This is a genomic window from Amycolatopsis sp. MtRt-6 (assembly GCF_017308975.1).
GTDB lineage: Bacteria > Actinomycetota > Actinomycetes > Mycobacteriales > Pseudonocardiaceae > Amycolatopsis.
The window spans coordinates 101,186-120,272 of record NZ_JADWPD010000028.1 but is presented as its reverse complement, the minus strand read 5'-3'; the positions used below and the strand labels follow the sequence as shown (position 1 = coordinate 120,272).

Here is a 19,087-nt window from a genome sequence, read left to right as displayed (position 1 = left end):
TCCACAATGGCGGCACCAAGGCCGGTTTTCCTTTTTGGAAAATCGGGAAAAACGCCGACGCGGTACACCGAAGGATTTGTCATGCCCGCTGCCATCAGGTCATTGTCCACGGGGGAACGGCTCGGCGACGGCGAGTGCCGATATCTGCTTCTCCCGCCGGCCGGTGGCACTGTCGGCACGCTGCGCCACGTCGCCGCCGCGGCGGGTGGCGCCGAGGTGTGGGCCGCGGAGTACCCGGGCCGGGGCGACCGGCTGGACGTGCCGCCGCCCGCGTCGCTGGAACAGCTGGCCGAGCACCTCACCGGCGAGCTGCTCATCCGGGACCCCGCGTGGGTGCGGCGCACCGTCGTGGCCGGGTTCAGCATGGGGGCGTTCGTCGCGGTGGAGCTGGCCCAGCGGCTGCGCACCCGCTGCGGCCCGCTGCCCGCGGCCGTGGTCGTCGCCGGGGCGCCGGCGCCGCAGCGGCGGGTCCGCGGGCGGTACCGGCAGCTCGGCGAGGACAGCCTGCCCGAGGTGCTGGGCGGCGAAGGGTTCGTTCCCGGCCTGGGCAACCGCGCGTCCTTCGAGGTCTGGGCGTACGCCGTGGACCTCCTGCGGCGCGACGTCGCCCTGACCGCCGCCTACCGGGGTCCGGCCGGGACGCCGGTGCGGTGCCCGCTCGCCGCGCTGTGCGGCGAGGACGACCCCGTCACGACCGAGGACGCGACCGAGGCGTGGCGGGACTGGACGACCGGGGCCTTCCTCGCCGCGACGGTCCCCGGCGGCCACCTGGGGCTGCTCGCCCCGGGCGGCGGCGCCGGGTTCTGGACGTGGATGCGCCGGGTCGAACGGGACGTCGTCGCGGCGGGGGCACGCGATGCCTGATCTGCCGCCGAGCGTGGTCGGGGGTGGGCGGCGCTTCGTGCCGCAGGTGGGGTGGCAGGAACTGTTCGAGCTGCGCGCGCGGGCGTTTCCCGGGCGGACGGCGCTGGTGGCCGACGACGTCGCCTGGAGCTTCGGCGACCTGTGCCGGTGGAGTGCCCGGCTGGCGAACGCGCTGCGCGCGGCCGGGGCGGTGCCCGGCTCGGTGGTCGCGTGCGCGATGACCCGGTCCGTGCTGGCCGTGCTCGCGCCCCTCGCCGTCGCCAAGGCGGGCGCGGTGTACCTGCCCCTGGACCCGGGGCTGCCGCCGGCCCGGCGCGCGCTGATCCTCGCCGAGGCGCGTCCGGCGGTGCTGCTCACCGACGTGGCCGAGCTCGCCGCCGACGCGGACGTGGCGCTGACACCGGAGAACTGGCGCCGCGAACTCGCCGCGCGCCCCGAGCAGGGGGACGCGGTCACCGGCCCCCGCCCGGGAGATCCGGCGTACATCGTCTACACCTCCGGCTCCACCGGACGGCCCAAGGGTGTCGTGGTGGGACACCGGAGCCTGGTCAACCTGTACTGCGAGCTCGCCGCCCGGCTGTTCCCGGCCGGCGGCGAGCGGCAGCGGGTGGCGCACGGCCTGCCGCCGGCGTTCGACGCCGCGTGGGACCCGTTGCTGTGGCTGGTCGGCGGGCACGAGGTGCACCTGGTACCCGAGGACGTCCGCACCGATCCCGAGCGCTACGTCCGGTTCGTCCGCGAGCGGCGGCTCGCCGTGGTGGAAGCCGTCCCGGCGCAGCTGTCCGGGCTCGTCGACGCGGGCCTGCTCGCCGAGGACACCCGCCCGCGGATGCTGCTGATGGGCGGCGAAGCCGTCCCGCAATCGTTGTGGACGCGGCTGCGCGAGACCCCGGACCTGACGGCGGTCAACCTGTACGGCCCGACCGAATGCACGGTGTTCACCACCTGCTGTCGGGTGGCCGACCGGGAAACGCCGTCGATCGGCCGGCCGATCGCCAACACCACCGTCCAGGTCGTGGATCCGCACCACCGGCGGCCGGTGCCGGTCGGGGAAGCCGGTGAGCTGCTGGTCGGCGGGGCGTCGCTCGCGCTGGGCTACTTCGGCGACGCCGCGCTGACGGCCGAACGGTTCGGGTCCCCGCCGCAACGCTGGTACCGCACCGGCGACCGGTGCCGGTGCGAGCCCGACGGCACGCTGCGCTGGCTGGGCCGGTTCGACGACCAGGTCAAGATCCGCGGTCACCGCGTCGAGCCCGCCGAAGCCGAACACGCCCTGCTCGCGCTGCCCGGGGTGCGGCAGGCCCTGGTCCGCGGCGAGAACGGCGCCCTGGTCGCCTACGTCGTCCTCGACGCGGGAACGCCGGAGGACCTGCGCGAGCGGCTTCGCCGCAGGCTGCCCGAATACCTCGTGCCCGTCGTCGTCGAAGCCGACGCCCTGCCGGTCGGGCGCACCGGCAAGATCGACCGCGCCGGCAAGATCGACCGCACTGTGCAGACTGGCCGCACTGTGCAGACTGGCCGCACCGCGAAGACTGGCCGCACCGCCACCCGGATCGCGCGGCGCCCGGCGCCGATGACCCGCGCCGAGGCGGTCGTCGCGGCCGCGTTCCGCAGCCAGCTCGGGGTGACTTCGGTGGCCCCGAGCAGCGATTTCTTCGCCCTCGGCGGGCACAGCCTCTCCGCCGCGGCGCTGGCCGCGCGGCTGCGGGCCCGCGGGGTGCCGTGTTCGCTGCGCGACGTCCTGCGCCGCCGCACCGTCGCCCGGCTCGCCGAACTCGTCCCCGACAGCATGGAAGGCGGTGCGTCATGACCGGTTACGACGTCATCGTCGTCGGCGGCGGGCCCGGTGGGTCGACCGCGGCCGGGCTGGTCGCGGCCGACGGCCACCGCGTCCTGCTGCTGGAGCAGGAACACCTGCCGCGGTACCGGATCGGCGAGTCGCTGCTCCCGGCCACCGTCCACGGCGTCTGCGCGTTGCTCGGCGTGCGGGACGAGATCGAGCGCGCCGGGTTCGTCCGCAAGCGCGGCGGCGCGTTCCGCTGGGGGAGCAGCCCCGAGCCGTGGACGTTCGCTTTCGCCGCCTCGGACCGCATGGCGGGGCCGACCTCCTACGCCTACCAGGTCGAACGCACCCGGTTCGACACGATCCTGCTGCGCGGCGCGCGGCGGCTCGGGGCCGACGTCCGCGAAGGGCACCGGGCCGTCGGCACGGTGCGGGACGGCGGCCGGATCACCGGCGTCCGCTACCTCGACGAGGCCGGCCGCGAACGGATCGCGACGGCCCGCTTCGTCGTCGACGCCTCCGGGCACACCAGCCGGCTGCACCACGACGCCGGCGGCACCCGCGAATACTCCCCGGACTTCCGCAACGTGGCGCTCTTCGGGTACTTCCGCGGCGGCGCCCGGCTGCCGGAGCCGGACGCGGGCAACATCCTCTGCGTCGCCTTCGACGCCGGCTGGTTCTGGTACATCCCGCTGTCGGCCACCCTGACCAGCGTCGGCGCGGTCGTCCGGCAGGAGTGCGCGGCCCGCGTGCAAGGCGACCGGGAGGCGGCGTTCCGCGGCCTGATCGCCGATTGCCCGCTGATCGCCGAGTTCCTCCGGGACGCGCGGCCGGCCACCGAACCGCCGTACGACCGGCTGCGGGTGCGCAAGGACTACTCCTACGACCGGACTTCGCTGTACTGCCCCGGCATGGTGCTGGTGGGCGACGCTGCCTGCTTCATCGACCCGGTCTTCTCCTCAGGGGTCCACCTGGCCACCTACAGCGCGCTGCTGGCCGCCCGGTCGATCAACAGCACCCTGGCCGGGCTGGTGCCCGAAGACCGGTGCTTCGCCGAGTTCGAAGCGCGTTACCGCCGTGAGTTCGGGGTGTTCCGGGACTTCCTGCGCGGCTTCTACCGGCTCGCGTCCGACCAGCGCGCCTACTTCCGGTACGCGCACCACGTTGTTGATGGGCACGTCACCGGTCGCGATGGCGACGGTGGCGACGACCGCGCGGCGTTCGCCGATCTCGTCGGCGGGGTGTCGTCCGGGGATTTCGACGCCTTCGGGGACGTGCTCGCCGAAGGCGCGCACCTGCAGCTGCGCGGCCTGCTCGGGGCCGACGCGGGCGAGGAGCCGCCGATGTTCCCCGGCGGGCTGGTGTCTACTTCGGACGGCCGGCGGTGGCAGGTGCCCGATGCCTGAGCTCGCGATCCTGCTCGCTGCCTTCGCTGTGGTGCTCGGCCTGGCCCGGCTCGCCGGGGCGGCCGCGGTCCGGCTCGGCCAGCCCGCGGTGTTCGGGGAGATCCTGTGCGGGGTGGCCCTCGCGCCCCTCCTGCGCCTGCTGCCGGAGCCGGCCGGCCTCGCGCTCACCGCGCTCGCCCAGCTCGGCCTGGTGCTGTTCCTCTTCGCCGCCGGTGCCCACCTGGCACCGTCGATGACCCGCGTCCGGCTGAAGTCGGCGGTGGTCCCGGCCCTGGGCGCGACCCTGGTCCCGTTCGCGCTGGGGGTGGTGCTGGCGGTGTGGCTCGCCCAGCGGCACGCCCGGGCCGGCTCCGGGGCGTTCGTCATCGTCGTCGCGGCCGCGCTGGCGGTCACGGCGTTGCCCGTGCTGGCCCGGATCCTCGCCGAACGCGGCCTGTCCGACGCGGTCACCGGGCAGCGCGCCCTCAGCGCGGCCGCCGTCTCCGACGTCGCCGCGTGGACGGCGCTCGCCGTCGCCGCCGCGTCCTGGCACGGCTGGTCCGCGACGCCGGCGTGGCCGGTTCTGGTCGCGTTCGTGGCGGTGCCGTGGCTGGCTCGCGACCGGTTCCGCCGCTGGGCCGCCCGGCTGTCCCGGCCGTCGGCGACGGCGGTGCTGGCCGGGCTGGCCTGCGCGGCCGCGGCGGGCACCGAGGCCGCCGGCCTGCACCCGGCGATCGGCGCCTTCTTCGCGGGCATCGTCCTCGGCCACGCCGTCCCGGCACTCGATCCCGCCGCGCTGCTCGCGCCGGCCGGCTCGCTGCTGGTGCCGCTGTACTTCGTGCTCACCGGGCGGGCGGTCGACCTGCGCCTGCTCGACGCGGGGCTGGCCGCGGACATCGCCGCGGTCGTCGGCGTCGCCGTGGCGGGGAAGCTCGGCGGCGCGTACCTGGGCGCGCGCTGTGGCGGGCTGGACCCGCACCCGGCCGGGGTGTTCGCGGTGCTGATGAACACCCGCGGCGTCACCGAGATCGTGTTCGCCGGCATCGGCCTGAACCTGGGCCTCATCGACGGCGCGCTCTACACCGCGCTGGTCGTGATGGCCCTGGTGACCACGGCGATGACCGGCCCGCTGCTCACCCGGCTGTCCCGGCAACGCGAGGGAGTCTGACATGCCCGTCTACCCACCGGAACCGTGGCGCGTCAAGATGGTCGAGCCGCTGCGCGCCACCACCCGTGACGACCGTGAAGCGGCGTTGCGCGCGGCAGGCTGGAACCCGTGCCTGCTGCGCGCGGAGGACGTCTACGTGGACCTGTTCACCGACTCCGGCACGAACGCGATGTCGGACCGGCAGTGGTCGGCGCTGCTGCACGGCGACGAAGCCTACGCCGGGGCCCGCAGCTTCTACGTCTTCGAGGAGGCCGTGCGCGCTTTCTACGGCTACGAGCACGTGATCCCGGTGCACCAGGGCCGCGGCGGCGAGAACATCCTGTCCCGCTGCCTGATCCGGCCCGGCACGCACATTCCCGGCAACATGTACTTCCCCAGCACGCGCGCCCACCAGGAACTGAACGGGGCGGTCTTCCACGACGTCATCGTCGACGAAGCCCACGACCCGGATTCGGCGTACCCGTTCAAGGGCGACGTCGACCTCGGCAAGCTGAAGGCCGTGATCGGCGAGTTCGGGGCGGCGGCGATCCCGTACGTTTCGCTCGCCGCGACGGTCAACATGGCGGGCGGGCAGCCGATCAGCGTCGCGAACCTGACCGAAACGTGCGAACTGGCGCACGCGCACGGGATCCCGGTGTTCCTCGACACCGCCCGCGCGGTGGAGAACGCCTGGTTCGTCAAGCAGCGCGAACCCGGCTGGGCCCGCCGCACGGTGGCGGACATCCTGCGCGCGCTGTGCGCCCCGACCGACGGCGCGGTCATGTCCGCCAAGAAGGACTCGCTCGCCAACATCGGCGGCTGGCTCGCGCTGCGCGATCCCGCGCTGGCCGAGCAGGCCCGCGGACTCGTGGTGCTGTACGAGGGTCTGCACACCTACGGCGGCATGGCCGGCCGTGACATGGAAGCCATCGCGGCGGGCATCGCCGAGTCGGTCGACGAAAACCACATCCGGGCCCGCGTGGCCCAGGTCGAGTACCTCGGCGAACGCCTGGCCGACGCGGGGGTGCCGGTCGTGCGCCCGTTCGGCGGGCACTGCGTCTGCGTCGACGCGGCGGCCGCGCTCCCGCACGTCCCGCGGACGGAGTTCCCCGCCCAGACGCTCGCCTGCGCGACGTACCTGCAGGCCGGGGTCCGCGGCGTCGAGCGCGGCGCCGTGACGGCCGGCCGCGACCCGGTCACCGGCGAGAACCGCTTGCCGCGTCTGGAACTCCTGCGCCTGGCCATCCCGCGCCGCGTGTACACCCGGGCCCACATCGACCTGGTCGCCGACGCCGTCATCGCCGTCCACCGCGACCGCGACCGGATCGCCCGCGGGCTGCGGTTCGAGACCGAACCGCGGCACCTGAGGTTCTTCCAGGCGCGGTTCACCCCGGTGTCCGGGGCGAGCATCTTCAGGTGAGGTCTGCCTCCTGGTCAGCGGGCGGCGGGCAGCGCGGCGGTCAGGTCGTTGGTGAGCGCGCTGGGATAGCGCCGGGCCCAGGTGCGCATGGCTCGCTGTACCGTTTCGGGCTGCGCGGTGAAGTACTGCACGAGCCGCTGGACGGCCGCCTGCCGGTCGGCGGCCTCGGCCCGCTCGTAGTAGCGGGCCAGCGGGCTCCATGTCGGCCGCTGGGGGAGCGGCAGGGCGGCGTACTGGTGGAAGTAGCCGCGGAAGTCCTCGGTCCACTGCCGCAGTTCCTGCACGTCGTCATCCTGCTCCCGGCCCGGTTGGCTCGCCGCGGCCAGGGACAGCTCGTGCTGGGCGTACTGCCGGGTGGTCAGCTGGGTGTCGGGGTCGAGCGAGTTCGGGCCGATGATCGCGTACCGCCGGACGCCGGTCCGCTGGTTGCCGACGACGAAGTTGTAGCCCACGTTGGTGCCGATCGGCCGGCCCCCACCGCTCCGGCCGAAGCGGGTCTTGAGGTTGAGCCGGGGGTCGAAGTTGAGGGCGGGCGTTTCGGCGTAGTCGTCCGGGTGGACCTGGTCCGGGTGGCGCGTGCCGGCCTGGCGCACCGTGATGCCCAGCCCGCCGACGGCCTGCTGGGCGAGGCTGGTCATGGCCGCGCCCTGCCGGCCGGGCGGCAGCTGGGTGGCCGCGGTGACCGCCGCGCGCCACTGGTCCGGGGTGAGCTGGACCGGCGGTTGTGCCCCGGCCGCGCGGGCCTGGCCGCCCCCGCAGCGCTGCAGCCGCAGTCCCGCCCGCAACCGGGGCACCAGCCCGTCACCCAGCCCTTGGGCCGACCCGGACCAGCGCGACACCACGGCCCCGACCGCGGCCCGGTCGGCGTCCTCTTCCAGCCCGTCGACCGCGCTCCCGCCGGCGCCGTCCCGCTGCTGCTGGACGTGGGCCAGCTCGTGCGCGATCAGCGCGTCCCCGCCGAGGGTGCCCGGCTGGTACTCGCCCGGGGCGAACGCGATGTCCTCGCCGACCGTGAACGCCCGCGCGCCGAGCTCTTCGGCCAGCGCGCCGGCCCGGGCGTCGGTGTGCACCCGCGCCCCGCCGAAGTCCCGCCCGTAGGCCGACTCCAGGTCGGCCCGCACCCCGCCGTCGAGGGCCTGCCCGGCGCCGAGCCGGCCGCGCACGACCCGGACGTCACGGTCGCCGGCCACTCCGTCACGGGCCTTGAACAGCGCGCCGGCCAGGTTCCCGACGGCGGACACCAGCCGCCCGACCAGCCCGCCCGGAGCCGGCGCGGCGGAGCCCCCGACCCGGTCCCGCACGGCGGTGGCCGCCGCCGTCACGTAGGACTGGGCGTCGGTGATCGCCACGCCGGGCAGGTTCTCCCGCAGTGAGCGCTCAAGTCCGGGACAGTCCTGGCTTTCGATGCCGCCGAAGACCTCGGCGAAGTGGGCCCGCGCGTCGGCGGCGGTGACCGGGTCGGCCCCGCCCAGCGCCGCCTCGACCGCACCGCGCAGCGCGGCCAGGAAAGGTCCACGCCGCATCTGCCCCGGCTCCAGGCCGGCCGCCGAGTCCGGCACGATCAACCCGCCGTCGGCTCCGCCCGCGTCACCGGCCTCCCGGCTCACGAGCAGCCGCTGGACCCGGGCGTTGCCCGCGGCCTGCTGCAGGTGCGAGATCAGGGCGGCCCGGGAGCCTGAGTCGCCGTGGGTCGGCAGGGCCACGGGCAAGGACCCGCGATGTTCGGGGGTAAGTGCGGTGGCCGGCGTGTCGCCGTCCGGTGCGGGGCGTCGCTCGCGGGCGGTCATCGGTCCACGCCGATCGAGACGTGGTGCACGCCGCTCGGCGAGGTCAGCCGCCGCGGGCGCCCGCTCGGTCCGGTGGCCGCGACGACCCGGCCGAGCGCGGCCAGCCCGGCCCGGCCCAGCGGGGCGCCGGGCCGGGAGAAGGCGTAGTGCCGGTGGGACGCCGACAGGCGGAGGCCGCGGTCCTCGTCGATCAGCACCGGGTCACCCGGGGCCGCGGCGGCCCGCCGGACCAGCCCGGCCAGGCGGCGCAGGTGACCGTCGCGGCACAACCGCGTCGCCTCGGCCCGCCGGGCCGCGACGCCGACCCCGGCCAGCAGCAGCACCACGAGGACGGCGCTCACCGGTGCCGGCGGGCCGGCCGGGGTCGACACCAGCACCCCGGTCCCGGCCAGCGCCGTCCACTGCGCCTCGGTCAGCAGGCCGAACACCGGCCGGTCCTCGTCGCCGCGCAGGAACTCCAGCCAGAACCGGACGACCAGGTGCAGTCCGAGGTACCAGCCGAACCCCGGCCCGCCACCCGCCGTCACCAGGGCCGCGACCGCGGCCGTGCCGGCCAGCGCGACCGCCTCGACCGCGGCCACCGGCACGAGTGGCACACCGGCGTACTCGGCCGGAAGCCCGGCCGCCACGTGCCGTTCGCCGTACCGGACACCCCACCGGGCCGGCCGGCCGTGGCAGCAGCCGGCCGACAGACAGCCGATCCGCCCGGCGGCCAGGAACAGCCCGACGCCCGGAGCGACGACGCCGAGCCCGTCCAGGACCGGCCGGTGCAGCAGGAGGAGCAGCCCGGCGGCGGCCGCGAACGCCGCCGCCTCGCCGTGCAGGCAGACGAGCCGGGGCCGCCCGGTGACGAGCCCGCCCCCGGCCGCGACGGCCAGGAAGGCGAGCAGCATCGCGGCGCCCAGGGCCGGGACCAGCGCGACGGGCATCCCGGTCGCGCGGGCCAGGAGCAGGCTCAGTGTCAGGGCGAGGACCAGTCCGGCGGCACCGGTGGCCGGGAAGCCGCGACGGGCCCAGCGTCCGGGTACGGTCCACGTCGCGTCCGTCACGGCACCTCCCGGGGGCACGGTTCCTCAACCGTCGGCGCAACCCCCGGGGGTGGCCAGGGGCGGGCGCACGGCATCGGGGGCAGAATCCGTTGCCCGTGGGGGCAGGGCGTTTCGCGGGCGGATCAGCTCAGCACCGCGACGACACGGGTGCCTGGCTCGAAGCCGCCGGCTTCGGCGCGTGCGAAGAGCCCGTAGAGCATCTTGGCCTCGTACACCCAGTCAAGGGTGATCCCGTGCCGGTCGCGGAAGGCTTCGATGAAGCTGTCGAGTGCTGGGCGACGCTTCGCGTAGCCGCCGAAGTGGAAGCCGGTGTCGATGTCCCAGTTCGTGGTGACGGTGCCGAACGCCTCGAGCTGGAGGCGGCGAACTTCGTCGTCGAGAAACCGGCCGCCGTTCAGGACGGCGAAGCCGAGCGCGCGTTGCGGGCCCCGCAGGCCGGCCGCGATCCCCGCCAGGGTGCCGCCCGTTCCGGTGGCGCAGCAGAGGACGTCGAAGCCGGTGGTGATCTCGCCGACCAGTTCTGCGGTACCGCGCACGGCAAGGCCGTTGCTGCCTCCCTCCGGCAGCACGTAGCACGGCCCGAACTCGCGGGTCAGCTCGGCGACCACGGCCGGCTCCGTCTTGCGGCGGTACGTCGCACGGTCCAAATAGGTCAGTGCCATCCCGTGCGCGCGGGCGTAGGCAAGGGAATCGTTGAGCGGTCGACGCGCTTCACCGCGGATGACGCCCACGGTCTCGAACCCCAGGTGCCGGCCGGCGGCCGCGGTCGCGCGGATGTGGTTCGAGTATGCGCCACCGAAGGTCAGGAGCCGCGTGAAGCCCTGATGCCGAGCGGCTTCGAGATTGTGGCGGAGCTTCCGCCATTTGTTCCCGGGAACATCGCGGCTGATGAGGTCGTCCCGCTTGAGCTGGAGGTGGACACCACGGCGCTCGAGCCGCTCGTCACGCAGCTCCGCGAGCGGCGACGGCAGGGTGGCCAGGGCGGCCATCCGGTCTCCGACGGTGCTCACCCGAGGCACCTTAGGGCTTGTGCCGAAGTTGTGTCGAGCTGGTGTGGGCTGGTGTGCTCGTGGGTGTGGGCCCGTAGCCGTGTGGCTGCGGGCCTGTCCCGTGGTCAGGCTGTGAATGGGAGTGGTTCGTGGAGGTTGTTGCGCCGGGGTTTGCGGCGTCGGTCGATGAATGTCGGTGGGAGGAATTCGGGGAGGCCGTCGGTGGCGATGCGGGCTTCCCAGCCGGAGCGGTGGAGTAGCCGGTGGTGGTGGGCGCACATCAGGACGAGGTTGGTGAGGTTGGTGGGGCCGCCGTCTGCCCAGTGGCGGATGTGGTGGCCTTGACAGTGCCGGGGTGGCCGATGACAGCCGGGGAACGCGCAGCCGCGGTCGCGGAGGAAGAGGGCGCGGCGGAGTCCGGCGGAGATGAGGCGGCGGAGGCGGCCGAGGTTCAGCGGTTCGCTTTTGTCGCCGAGGACGGCGGGGATGATCATGGCGTCGCAGGCGTGCACCCGGGCTTCGGCGGCGGTCATGGTGCCGGTGTCGCCGAGGGTGGCCTTGCCGAGGCCGGATTTCAGGTCTTCGAACGACACGGCGACCATGACGTGGGCTCGTTCTCCGGCCTGCATCGGCAGGTCTGGGGAATTCAGGGCGAGGTCGATGGCGTCGGAGAAGGCGTCGCCGTAGCGCTGTGGGGTGGTGCGGAAGTCGGGGCCGTCGTCGCCGGTGCGACGCTCGGCCAAAGCATCCAACAATGCGTGGGCGCGGGTGCCGGTTTCGTCGTCGAACCGGCCACTCAGCTCCCAGATGCCGGTTCTTTTGCGGCGGAGGAACAGCTCCCGGGTCGGGGCGGCGGGTTCGGTGTCGTCGGGTGCGGGCCCGTCGGGGACGAGGTGGGCGAGGATGCGGGCACCGAGGGCGGCGACCTGCTTGTGCCCGGCCTCCTCAGCGAAAGCCAGCAGGTTGGTCTCGGCGCTCACGCAGTGCTCGGGCGGGACCTGGGCCAGCACGTTGGTGATCACGTCGATCATCGGGTTGCTCAACCGCCCCGCCCGAGCCGCAACACCAGTGGCGGGAGCCAAGGCAGGAATCGGGGAGCCGTCGAGGTTGCGGCCCGGATTCACCAAGCGGGCGCGTTTGATCAGCCGTTCCGTAGCCGGCTTCGGCATATCGGCGAGGTGCTCCATAAGCCGGGCTGCGGAGCGGTAGCCGAACAGTTCCATCACCCCGCGCTGCTCGATTTCCACCAGCACCGCACCAAGTTCGGCCTCCGCGGACCGCATGCGCGCGACCAGCTCACCGAGGCGGTCGGCGAGAGCCACCGCCTCGGGGGACTGGGTCGCGTCGTTGGTCATGTCTCCAAGCTACCGGCGATCGAACACAGGGTCATCACTCGATACGGTGGGAACAAAAGGTAAAGCCGCTGTCCGCACCCGAGAACACCGGAAACCACGGCAGGGCAACCGAAGCGTGGGGAATCGGCGCTGGCGACCAACAACGCGACCCAACCCCTGGAGCGCCGATTTCCCACGCCGCGGCGAAGCCGTGCTTGAAACCCAGCCACCTCTTCTCACCGCCCACTGATCTTCCGATAGCCGAAGCCGTACCGGATACAAGTCGAGACGTGCGGCCGAGGAGGCGCCGACCCCGGCGGCCGGGGGCGGCTGAGGCAGAAGTGAAAGGAACAGCGCGGGATCTAGCAATCGGCCGGTCAGCCGCGTCGCCGGCGAGCGCGCGAGGCAGCCCAACGGCTCAGACGCTCGACGCTCTCGACCTCGTAGCCGTTCCGGGTGGGCTGGTAGTAGGTCTCGCGGTTCATTTCGCCGGGGAAGCAGTCGGCGCCGGAGAAGCGGGCGTTGAGGACGTGGGCGGCCGGCATGAGTGAGCCGGTGCGCTTGGCGGCGATGGACCTCGGGGCGGTGGCGAGGTAGACGACGTCCTCCAGGTTGTGCACGCGCGCCCCGTGATCGCATCCGGAGCGGGTTTGCCCACGGGCCGGTCCTTTCGTTGGGTGTCTCAGTCGTGGAGCAGCACCACCTGCTTGCCCGGACTCGACGCCGGTGTGGGCCTCGAGCTGCTGCTGGAACACGTCGGCCGGCAGGTCGGTGGCCGCACCCGCGTAGCAGTGCGCCGGTGAAGCGGAAGGTGCACGTCGACGCCCATGGCCCGCAGTTCGTCGGCGCGCTCAGGCCCACCGTGGAGGTGCCGCCGCGGATCAGCAGAGTGTGCCCGGCGGTGAGGCCCAGGCCGGTGGCCGGCGACCCGCGGGCGGTCTGGAACGTCTCCGGCAGGGCACCGGCGACGTCCCACGGCAGGCTGGTCGCGAACGGGATGACCTGCGTCGCCGGGACCGTGACGTACTGCGCGTACGAGCCGTCGAAGAAGCGGCCCATGCCGCCCATCACGGTCGCCACCTGCTGCCCCGGACGCAGCTCACTGTCCGCGGGCGCCTGGTCGACGACCCCCACGCCCTCGCGCACCATCCGGGCCGGGTCACGACGATCGCTCGCATCGCCGCCGGGGCAGGGTGCCGGACGCGTCTGGCGCTGTTCATTCCCGGGGTCCGGCACAGTGCCGCGTAGGCTGTCTGGCATGCGGATCGGCGAGCTGTCCCGGCGTACGGGCGTGAGTTCGCGCTCACTGCGGTACTACGAAGAACAGGGCCTGCTGACCAGTTCCCGCTCCGAGGCCGGGCAGCGGCACTATTCCGACGCCGAGGTCGAGCGGGTGGCACTCATCCGGCAGCTGTTCGACGCGGGCCTGTCGAGCCGGGTGATCGCGGCGGTGCTGCCGTGCGTGGAAATCCCCGGCGACCCCGGGGTTGCCGAGGAGGCGTTCGCGACGATGACCCGCGAGCGCGCCCGGATCGACGCCGAGGTCGCGCGCCTGATCGAGACCCGGAACGCGCTCGACGTGGTGATCGAGGCCAACAGCCGGCACCGGGCGGCGCTGGCCGCGGAGCCGGTGACCCGGTCGGCCTGAAGCTGTGACCCGCGCCTCAGCCGGTTGCCCCTGACACCGGTGTGAGCGGTGAGGATGGCCGCAGCGCCCGGAACCACCGGGCGGTCATCCGGAAGGCGGCGGAAAATGGGGCAGGCGTGGGGTTTCGGCAGGTTCGGCGGGCCCGAGGTGCAGGAGTTGTTCGAGCGTCCGGATCCCGCTCCCGGTCCCGGTGAGGTGCTGATCCGGGTCGACGTCGCCGGCGTCAACCCGCTCGACCACCTCGTGCGCGCCGGTCTGGTCCCCGGGCTGGACGGCGGGCGGCCGTTCCCCCGCGTGCTGGGCATGGAAGCGGCCGGAACCGTGCTCGCGCTGGGGGAGGACGTCGACGGGCTCGAGGCCGGGGACGCGGTCTTCGGCTTCGCGCTGACGGGTGGCGGCACGTACGCCGAGACGACGGTGCTGTCGGCGCCGAACACCGTACTCGTTCCGGAGGGCCTGTCCGCGACCGTGGCGGCGACGCTGCCGGTGGCGGGGACGACCGCGGTGGACGCGCTGGACCAGCTCGGCCTCCCGGCCGGCGCCACGATCCTGGTCAACGGGGTGGGCGGCGGGGTCGGCCTCGCGGTCGCCCGGCTGGCCGCGGCGCGCGGGCTGCGCGTGGTCGGTACCGGCAGTGCCGCCAAGCGCGCGCAGGCCGAAGCGATCGGGGTGCGGTTCGTCGACTACACCGCCGAAGACGTCGGTGAGCTGGTTCCGGGCGGCGTCGATGGGATCGTGGACCTGGTCGGCGGGGCCTCGCTGCGGGCGGTCGCGCCGCTGGCTCGTGAGCCGCGCGACGTCATCGCCGTGGGGGACCAGTCGGTGTCCGAGCTGGGTGGCCGTTTCGTCGAGCGCCGCCTCGGCCGCGCGAACCTGGAGCGCGCCGCCCGGCTGGCGCTCGACGGTGTTCTCGCGCCGGTGATCACCGCGGTCCACCCGCTGCCGGACGCCCCGGCCGCGCTGGCCACCGTCGAGAACGGGCATGCCGCGGGCAAGGTCGTCGTCAAGGTGACCTGAGAAGTTCCGTGCCGAGGCCGGCACGGCCGCCCGGGCAGTGGCCGCGGCGATCCTCGCGGCGGCCACCGGCGGCGGCTTCGCTCCCGGGCCGGGGCCGGTTCCAGCCGCGGGCGTTCGCGGGCGCTGAGCCAGTTCTCGCTCACCACCCCGCCAGGACCTCGACCAGCCCGCCACCCGCAGCGGTTTCGAAGTGCGAGGCTCCGACGACCCCGCCTTCGCCGACCGGCGACGGCGGGCGGTCGCCCAGTGGATGGCGCTCAACCAGCTTTGGGCGATCCGGTGACGGGCTGGGCTCCGCTCAGCTCTTCGTGGGTGGGTGCACGACCGCGACCGGGCAGGGGGCGTGGTAGACCATCGCGTGGCTGACCGAGCCGAGCAGCAGCCTGCCGAGGGTGCCGCGGCCGTGGCTGCCGACGACCAGCAGCGCGGCGCCGTCGGCGGTGTCCAGCAGTGCTCGGGCGGGCCGGTCGATGCTGACGGTCCGGCGGACGACGACTTCGGGATGCCGCTCGGAATGACTCGCCAGGGCATCGGCGAGCACCCGCTGCCCGCGCCGGCTGGTGTCCTGCCAGTCCTCCGCCCAGCCGCTGACGGGTTCCGCGACATGCATCGGCAGATCGGCCCAGGCGTGCACGGCCAGCAGTTCGCGGTGGTGCCGGTCGGCGAAGTCGTAGGCGAAGGCGATGGCCGCGGAGCTGATGTCCGACCCGTCGACGCCGACCACGACCGGCCCGCTCTCGGCGTAGGAGTCGGTGGATCGGACCACGACGACCGGTCGCGCGCAGGAGTGCAGGAGCTCGGCTGCTGTCGAGCCGAGCACGACCCGCGGCAGCGCGCCTTGCCCGGATGCCCCGATCACCAGCAGTTCCGCCTGCTCAGCCGCCCGGGTCAGCGCTTCGCCGGTCCGGCCCGATTCGACGCTGGTTCGCACGGTCAGCTCCGGCCGGGACTTGCCGAGTTCCTCGGCGATGTCGGCGAGGAGGGCTTCGGCGTGCGTGCGGGCGGTCAGTTGCTGTTCCGCCTCCTCCGTGCCGGGAACGAGATGCGGTCCGGGCGGCGGCCAGTGGACGACCTGGACCACGGCCAGCGCGCAGCCGCGGCTGCCGGCCTCCTCTGCCGCCCAGTCCACCGCGGCCCGGGCCTGCTCGGACCCGTCGTGACCGGCCACGACCCAACGCTGTGCTGTGGGCGCTTCGGACATCGCGCAACCTCCAGTCCCGCCGCCTGGTGGACCCCGCGCCCGCCAAGCCCGTGACAACCGGCTACCCGCTGGGCGGTGTGCCAATCGTGGCAGCGGCGTGGCGCGCCGATCCCGCCCACGTCCTCACCGGCGAACCCGAACCCGACCTGCCACGCGGTGTCCGGCCCACGGGGCGCGGCCCGGCCGTCCACGCCGGGTGAGTGATCTTGTGGCTGACATTCCGATCGGGGCGGGCGCGGGTATGACAGGCTGGGAGCCACCATCGCCGAAAGGAACCCGATGCACCGGCTCACCGTGCTCTATCCGCCGCCCGCCGACGAAGCCCACTTCCGTGCCTACTACGTCGGCACCCACCTGCCGCTCGCGGCGAAGCTGCCCGGGCTCGTGCAGTCGCAGTACTCCTTCGACGTGGCCTCGCTCGGCGGGAAGCCCCGGTATTTCGCCGTGTTCCACGCCGACTTCGAGTCGGCCGAAGCCATGGCCGCCGCGCTGGGGTCCGAAGAGGGCAAGGCGGTGGCCGCGGATGTGCCGAACTACGCGACCGGTGGGGTCGAGATGATTCACTACCCGCTCAGCTGAGCTCGGGGGATCGGGAAACCGGACCGGACCGTCCTTTCGCGACGGTTCGACGCGGCCACCGTCGTCGGCGACCTTCGCACCTTCTTCGCGAGCGGCGTCACCCGGCCGGTGGCTTGGCGCCGCGCCCAGCTGACCGACAGCACGGCCGGCCGAGGCGGTCACAGCCAGTCGTGCTCGTGGGCGTAGCGGGCCGCTTCGTGGCGGGTGCGGGTCTGGGTCTTCTGCATCGCGTTGGACAGGTAGTTGCGCACCGTGCCCTCGGCCAGGTGCAGCCGGCCCGCGATCTCGGCCACCGAATACCCCTCGCGCGTCGCGCGCAGGACGTCGAGCTCGCGTTCGGTCAGGGGGCAGTCGTCGACGACGGCGAGGGCCGAGACGTCCGGGTCGATCCAGCGCTTGCCCGCGCGCAGGGTCTGGATCACCGCGGTGATGTGCGCGGGTTCCGCGGCCTTGCTGACGAACCCCTGGACGCCCAGCTTCAGCGCCTGCCGCAGCACGCCGGGGCGGGCGTGCCGGGTCAGCATGAGGATCACCTGCTCCGGCCGTGCCCGCCGGATTTCCGCGACCGCGCCGAGACCGTCCACTGTGGGCATTTCGAGGTCGATGACGAGCACGTCGGGCCGATGCCGCAGGGTGGCCGCCACCGCCTGCTCGCCGTCCTCGGCTTCGGCGAGCACGGTGATCCCGCCCTCCAGCGGCAGCAGCGCCGCCAAGGCCTTGCGCAGCAGGGCTTCGTCGTCGGCGAGCACCACGGTCGTCATCGGACGGCTCCGGCGAGCTCCGGGAACGCCACCGCCGTCAGGAACCGGCCGTCCTCGTGCGACACCTCGAGCTCTCCTCCGTGCTCCGCCAGCCGTTGCCGCAACGCCGAGAGCCCGCCGAGCGGGCCCGGCTCCGCCGCGCCGTCGTTGACGATCGCGATGCCGGTGCGGCCGAGCGTGATCCGCACGTGCCGGGCTTCGGCGTGGCGCAGGATGTTCGTCGTCGTCTCGCGCAGGACCTGGCCGAGCAGCTCGCCGACGCGGGCGTCCGGCTCGGCCTCCCGTTCGAGGCGCACGTGGATGCCCGCGGCCTCGAACAGGTTCTTCGCGTTCTCCAGCTCCGCGGTCAGGTTGAGCCGCCGCTGGGCGTAGGCGAGCTCCCTGGTCTGGACGATCGTGTCACCGACGAGCGTGTGCACCTCCCGCAGCTCCTCCCGCGCGCGGCCGGGGTCGGCGTCCAGGAGCTTCTCCGCGAGCGCCACCTTCAGCTTCACCACGTGCAGCGTGTGCCCCTGGATGTCGTGCAGGTCGCTCGCGAAGCGGACGCGTTCCCGGGCGACGGCCAGTTCCGCCTCTCGCTCGCGCGCCTGCTCGAGTTCCGCGACCAGGTCGAACAACCGCTGGGTGGCGAACATGAACCCGGCCGAGAGCAGCACGGCGATCGCCGGGACGGCGACGTACTGCAGCAGCCGCGGCCCGGTGCGATCGGGGTGCACGAGCACGTTCGGCAGGCCCAGGACCGCGACCAGCGCGGCGAGCCCGAAGAGGGCCGCGAGCCGGTGGCGGCGCAGCGGCGGGATGAGGAACGACCCGACGACGGACACGCCGTAGAACGCGGCGGTGTCGTTCGTCAGCGCGCCGGCCAGCCAGACCACCGCGGTGACGGCCAGGCTCGGCCGCGCGACGCGGAGGTAGTCGCCTGCCGTCCAGCGTTCGGCCGTCGCCAGCGCCGCGACGAGCCCGATGACCTGGATGCCGGCGTGCCACCAGGTCCGGGCGGTGAGTGCCAGCAGCAGCACGCCGACGAACGCCAGCGGCGGCACCGTCGTGATGAGGTTCAGCCGGCGCAGCCGCTCCTGCACCGCCCCGCCGGTCCAGGAGCTCCTGCGCGCGATCTTCGGTACCTCCACGGGCCGAGCGTATCGGCCTGGGCCGGCCGCACCAGTGACACCGCGTCACATCTTGGCATGACGTCGGCACACTGCCGGGCGCGCGCCGATCCCGCTGGAATTCGGGGCATGTCCACGACACCGGTCATCGACGTCGATCGCCTGAACCTCACCTACGGCGGGTTCGCCGCCGTGAAGGACCTCTCGTTCCAGGTGGAACGCGGAGAGCTGTACGCCCTGCTCGGCACCAACGGCGCCGGGAAGACCTCGACCCTGGAAACGGTCGAAGGCCACCGCGCGCCGACCTCGGGCGCCGTGCGGGTGTTCGGGAAGGACCCCCGCGACCGCGCCGCCGTCCGCCCGCGGATGGGGATCATGCTGCAGGAGAGCGGGTTCTCGCCCGACCTGACCGTCGCCGAGACCGTCCGGCTGATCGGGCGGCTCACCGAACGGTCCGACGACGCCGGGCGCGTGCTCGGCGTCGTCGACCTCACCCGCAAGGCCGGGACGAAGGTGGGGCAGCTCTCCGGCGGTGAGAAGCGGCGGCTGGACTTCGCCACGGCCGTCTACGGCACGCCCGAGCTGGTCTTCCTCGACGAACCCACCACCGGCCTGGACATCCAGTCCCGCGACGCGCTGTGGGACGCGGTGGACCGGCTGCGCGAGGACGGCGCGACCGTCGTCCTGACCACCCACTACCTCGAAGAGGCCCAGCAGCGCGCCGACCGCATCGGGCTGATGCACCAGGGCGCCCTCCACCGCGAGGGCACCGTCGCCGAGCTGACGCGAACCCTGCCGTCGACCATCCACTTCGGACTGCCGCCGCGCGCGCCGGCCCCGCCGTTGCTGGCTTCGCGGGACGCGGACGGCACGTTCCTCGTCGAGACCTTCGAGCTGCAGAAGGACCTGCACTCACTGCTCGGCTGGGCCCAGGACCACGCCGTCCGGCTGCAGGACCTGCAGGCCGGACCGACGCGCCTCGACGACGTCTTCCGCGCCATCGAACCCGCCTGA

The 19,087-nt window shown here is 73.8% G+C and carries 17 protein-coding genes; 9 read left to right on the top strand and 8 right to left on the bottom strand.

The window, feature by feature from the left end; genetic code table 11:
* Positions 1–81 precede the first annotated feature (81 nt).
* From I4Q55_RS36380 to I4Q55_RS36360, 5 genes are read left to right on the top strand one after another with little or no spacing between them, the layout of a single operon-like run.
* Complete coding sequence (locus I4Q55_RS36380; protein ID WP_206791908.1) at positions 82–864, top strand: thioesterase II family protein; 783 nt, start codon at positions 82–84, stop codon at positions 862–864.
* Positions 857–2,674 (top strand): amino acid adenylation domain-containing protein, encoded by a 1,818-nt coding sequence (locus I4Q55_RS36375; protein WP_206791909.1) that lies wholly within the window; start codon positions 857–859, stop codon positions 2,672–2,674. The genes I4Q55_RS36380 and I4Q55_RS36375 overlap by 8 nt, the downstream gene beginning before the upstream one ends.
* Entirely contained in the window at positions 2,671–4,053 is a 1,383-nt protein-coding gene (locus tag I4Q55_RS36370; RefSeq protein WP_206791910.1) for a tryptophan 7-halogenase, read from the top strand. Before I4Q55_RS36375 ends, I4Q55_RS36370 begins: the two co-directional genes overlap by 4 nt.
* A complete protein-coding gene (locus I4Q55_RS36365; RefSeq protein WP_206791911.1) occupies positions 4,046–5,200 on the top strand; it encodes a cation:proton antiporter in 1,155 nt (384 codons plus the stop codon). The genes I4Q55_RS36370 and I4Q55_RS36365 overlap by 8 nt, the downstream gene beginning before the upstream one ends.
* 1 nt (position 5,201) lies before the next feature.
* Positions 5,202–6,599, top strand: a complete 1,398-nt coding sequence (locus I4Q55_RS36360; RefSeq protein WP_206791914.1) for a tryptophanase — start codon at positions 5,202–5,204, stop codon at positions 6,597–6,599.
* A gap of 14 nt (positions 6,600–6,613) precedes the next feature.
* Here I4Q55_RS36360 and I4Q55_RS36355 read toward each other — a convergent pair whose 3' ends face one another.
* The 5 genes from I4Q55_RS36355 to I4Q55_RS36335 all read right to left on the bottom strand — a co-directional run bounded on the left by I4Q55_RS36355 (position 6,614) and on the right by I4Q55_RS36335 (position 12,378).
* Positions 6,614–8,302 carry a DUF4157 domain-containing protein gene (locus tag I4Q55_RS36355; RefSeq protein ID WP_206791915.1) on the bottom strand — a complete coding sequence of 563 codons (1,689 nt, stop codon included), beginning with the start codon at positions 8,300–8,302 and terminating at the stop codon, positions 6,614–6,616.
* Positions 8,303–8,382: 80 nt separating this feature from the next.
* Positions 8,383–9,435: a prolipoprotein diacylglyceryl transferase family protein gene (locus I4Q55_RS36350; RefSeq protein WP_206791916.1), complete on the bottom strand. Its 1,053-nt coding sequence runs from the start codon at positions 9,433–9,435 to the stop codon at positions 8,383–8,385.
* Positions 9,436–9,557: 122 nt separating this feature from the next.
* The gene (locus I4Q55_RS36345; protein WP_307793326.1) at positions 9,558–10,445 is read right to left on the bottom strand and encodes a pyridoxal-phosphate dependent enzyme; all 888 of its coding nucleotides are present in this window, start codon (positions 10,443–10,445) and stop codon (positions 9,558–9,560) included.
* A 104-nt stretch (positions 10,446–10,549) separates the two neighbouring features.
* Positions 10,550–11,779 (bottom strand): HNH endonuclease signature motif containing protein, encoded by a 1,230-nt coding sequence (locus tag I4Q55_RS36340; protein WP_206791917.1) that lies wholly within the window; start codon positions 11,777–11,779, stop codon positions 10,550–10,552.
* Between the two features lie 356 nt (positions 11,780–12,135).
* Positions 12,136–12,378 carry a hypothetical protein gene (locus tag I4Q55_RS36335; RefSeq protein WP_242546935.1) on the bottom strand — a complete coding sequence of 81 codons (243 nt, stop codon included), beginning with the start codon at positions 12,376–12,378 and terminating at the stop codon, positions 12,136–12,138.
* Between the two features lie 179 nt (positions 12,379–12,557).
* On the opposite strand from I4Q55_RS36335, the gene I4Q55_RS50750 reads away from it, so the two are divergent.
* Positions 12,558–13,406 (top strand): MerR family transcriptional regulator, encoded by an 849-nt coding sequence (locus I4Q55_RS50750; RefSeq protein WP_307793327.1) that lies wholly within the window; start codon positions 12,558–12,560, stop codon positions 13,404–13,406.
* Between the two features lie 105 nt (positions 13,407–13,511).
* The gene (locus I4Q55_RS36325; RefSeq protein ID WP_206791918.1) at positions 13,512–14,423 is read left to right on the top strand and encodes an NADP-dependent oxidoreductase; all 912 of its coding nucleotides are present in this window, start codon (positions 13,512–13,514) and stop codon (positions 14,421–14,423) included.
* A 298-nt stretch (positions 14,424–14,721) separates the two neighbouring features.
* On the opposite strand, the gene I4Q55_RS36320 is transcribed toward I4Q55_RS36325, so the two are convergent.
* Complete coding sequence (locus I4Q55_RS36320) at positions 14,722–15,591, bottom strand: universal stress protein (RefSeq protein WP_307793328.1); 870 nt, start codon at positions 15,589–15,591, stop codon at positions 14,722–14,724.
* Positions 15,592–15,903: 312 nt separating this feature from the next.
* Here I4Q55_RS36320 and I4Q55_RS36315 point away from each other — a divergent pair, with 312 nt between their 5' ends.
* The gene (locus I4Q55_RS36315; RefSeq protein WP_206791920.1) at positions 15,904–16,203 is read left to right on the top strand and encodes an EthD family reductase; all 300 of its coding nucleotides are present in this window, start codon (positions 15,904–15,906) and stop codon (positions 16,201–16,203) included.
* 158 nt (positions 16,204–16,361) lie between these two features.
* Here the strand turns inward: I4Q55_RS36315 and I4Q55_RS36310 are convergent, their stop codons facing one another.
* Positions 16,362–16,964, bottom strand: a complete 603-nt coding sequence (locus I4Q55_RS36310; RefSeq protein WP_206791921.1) for a response regulator transcription factor — start codon at positions 16,962–16,964, stop codon at positions 16,362–16,364.
* Positions 16,961–18,094, bottom strand: a complete 1,134-nt coding sequence (locus I4Q55_RS36305) for a sensor histidine kinase (RefSeq protein WP_206791922.1) — start codon at positions 18,092–18,094, stop codon at positions 16,961–16,963. The genes I4Q55_RS36310 and I4Q55_RS36305 overlap by 4 nt, the downstream gene beginning before the upstream one ends.
* A gap of 108 nt (positions 18,095–18,202) precedes the next feature.
* Here I4Q55_RS36305 and I4Q55_RS36300 point away from each other — a divergent pair, with 108 nt between their 5' ends.
* The gene (locus I4Q55_RS36300) at positions 18,203–19,087 is read left to right on the top strand and encodes an ABC transporter ATP-binding protein (protein ID WP_206791924.1); all 885 of its coding nucleotides are present in this window, start codon (positions 18,203–18,205) and stop codon (positions 19,085–19,087) included.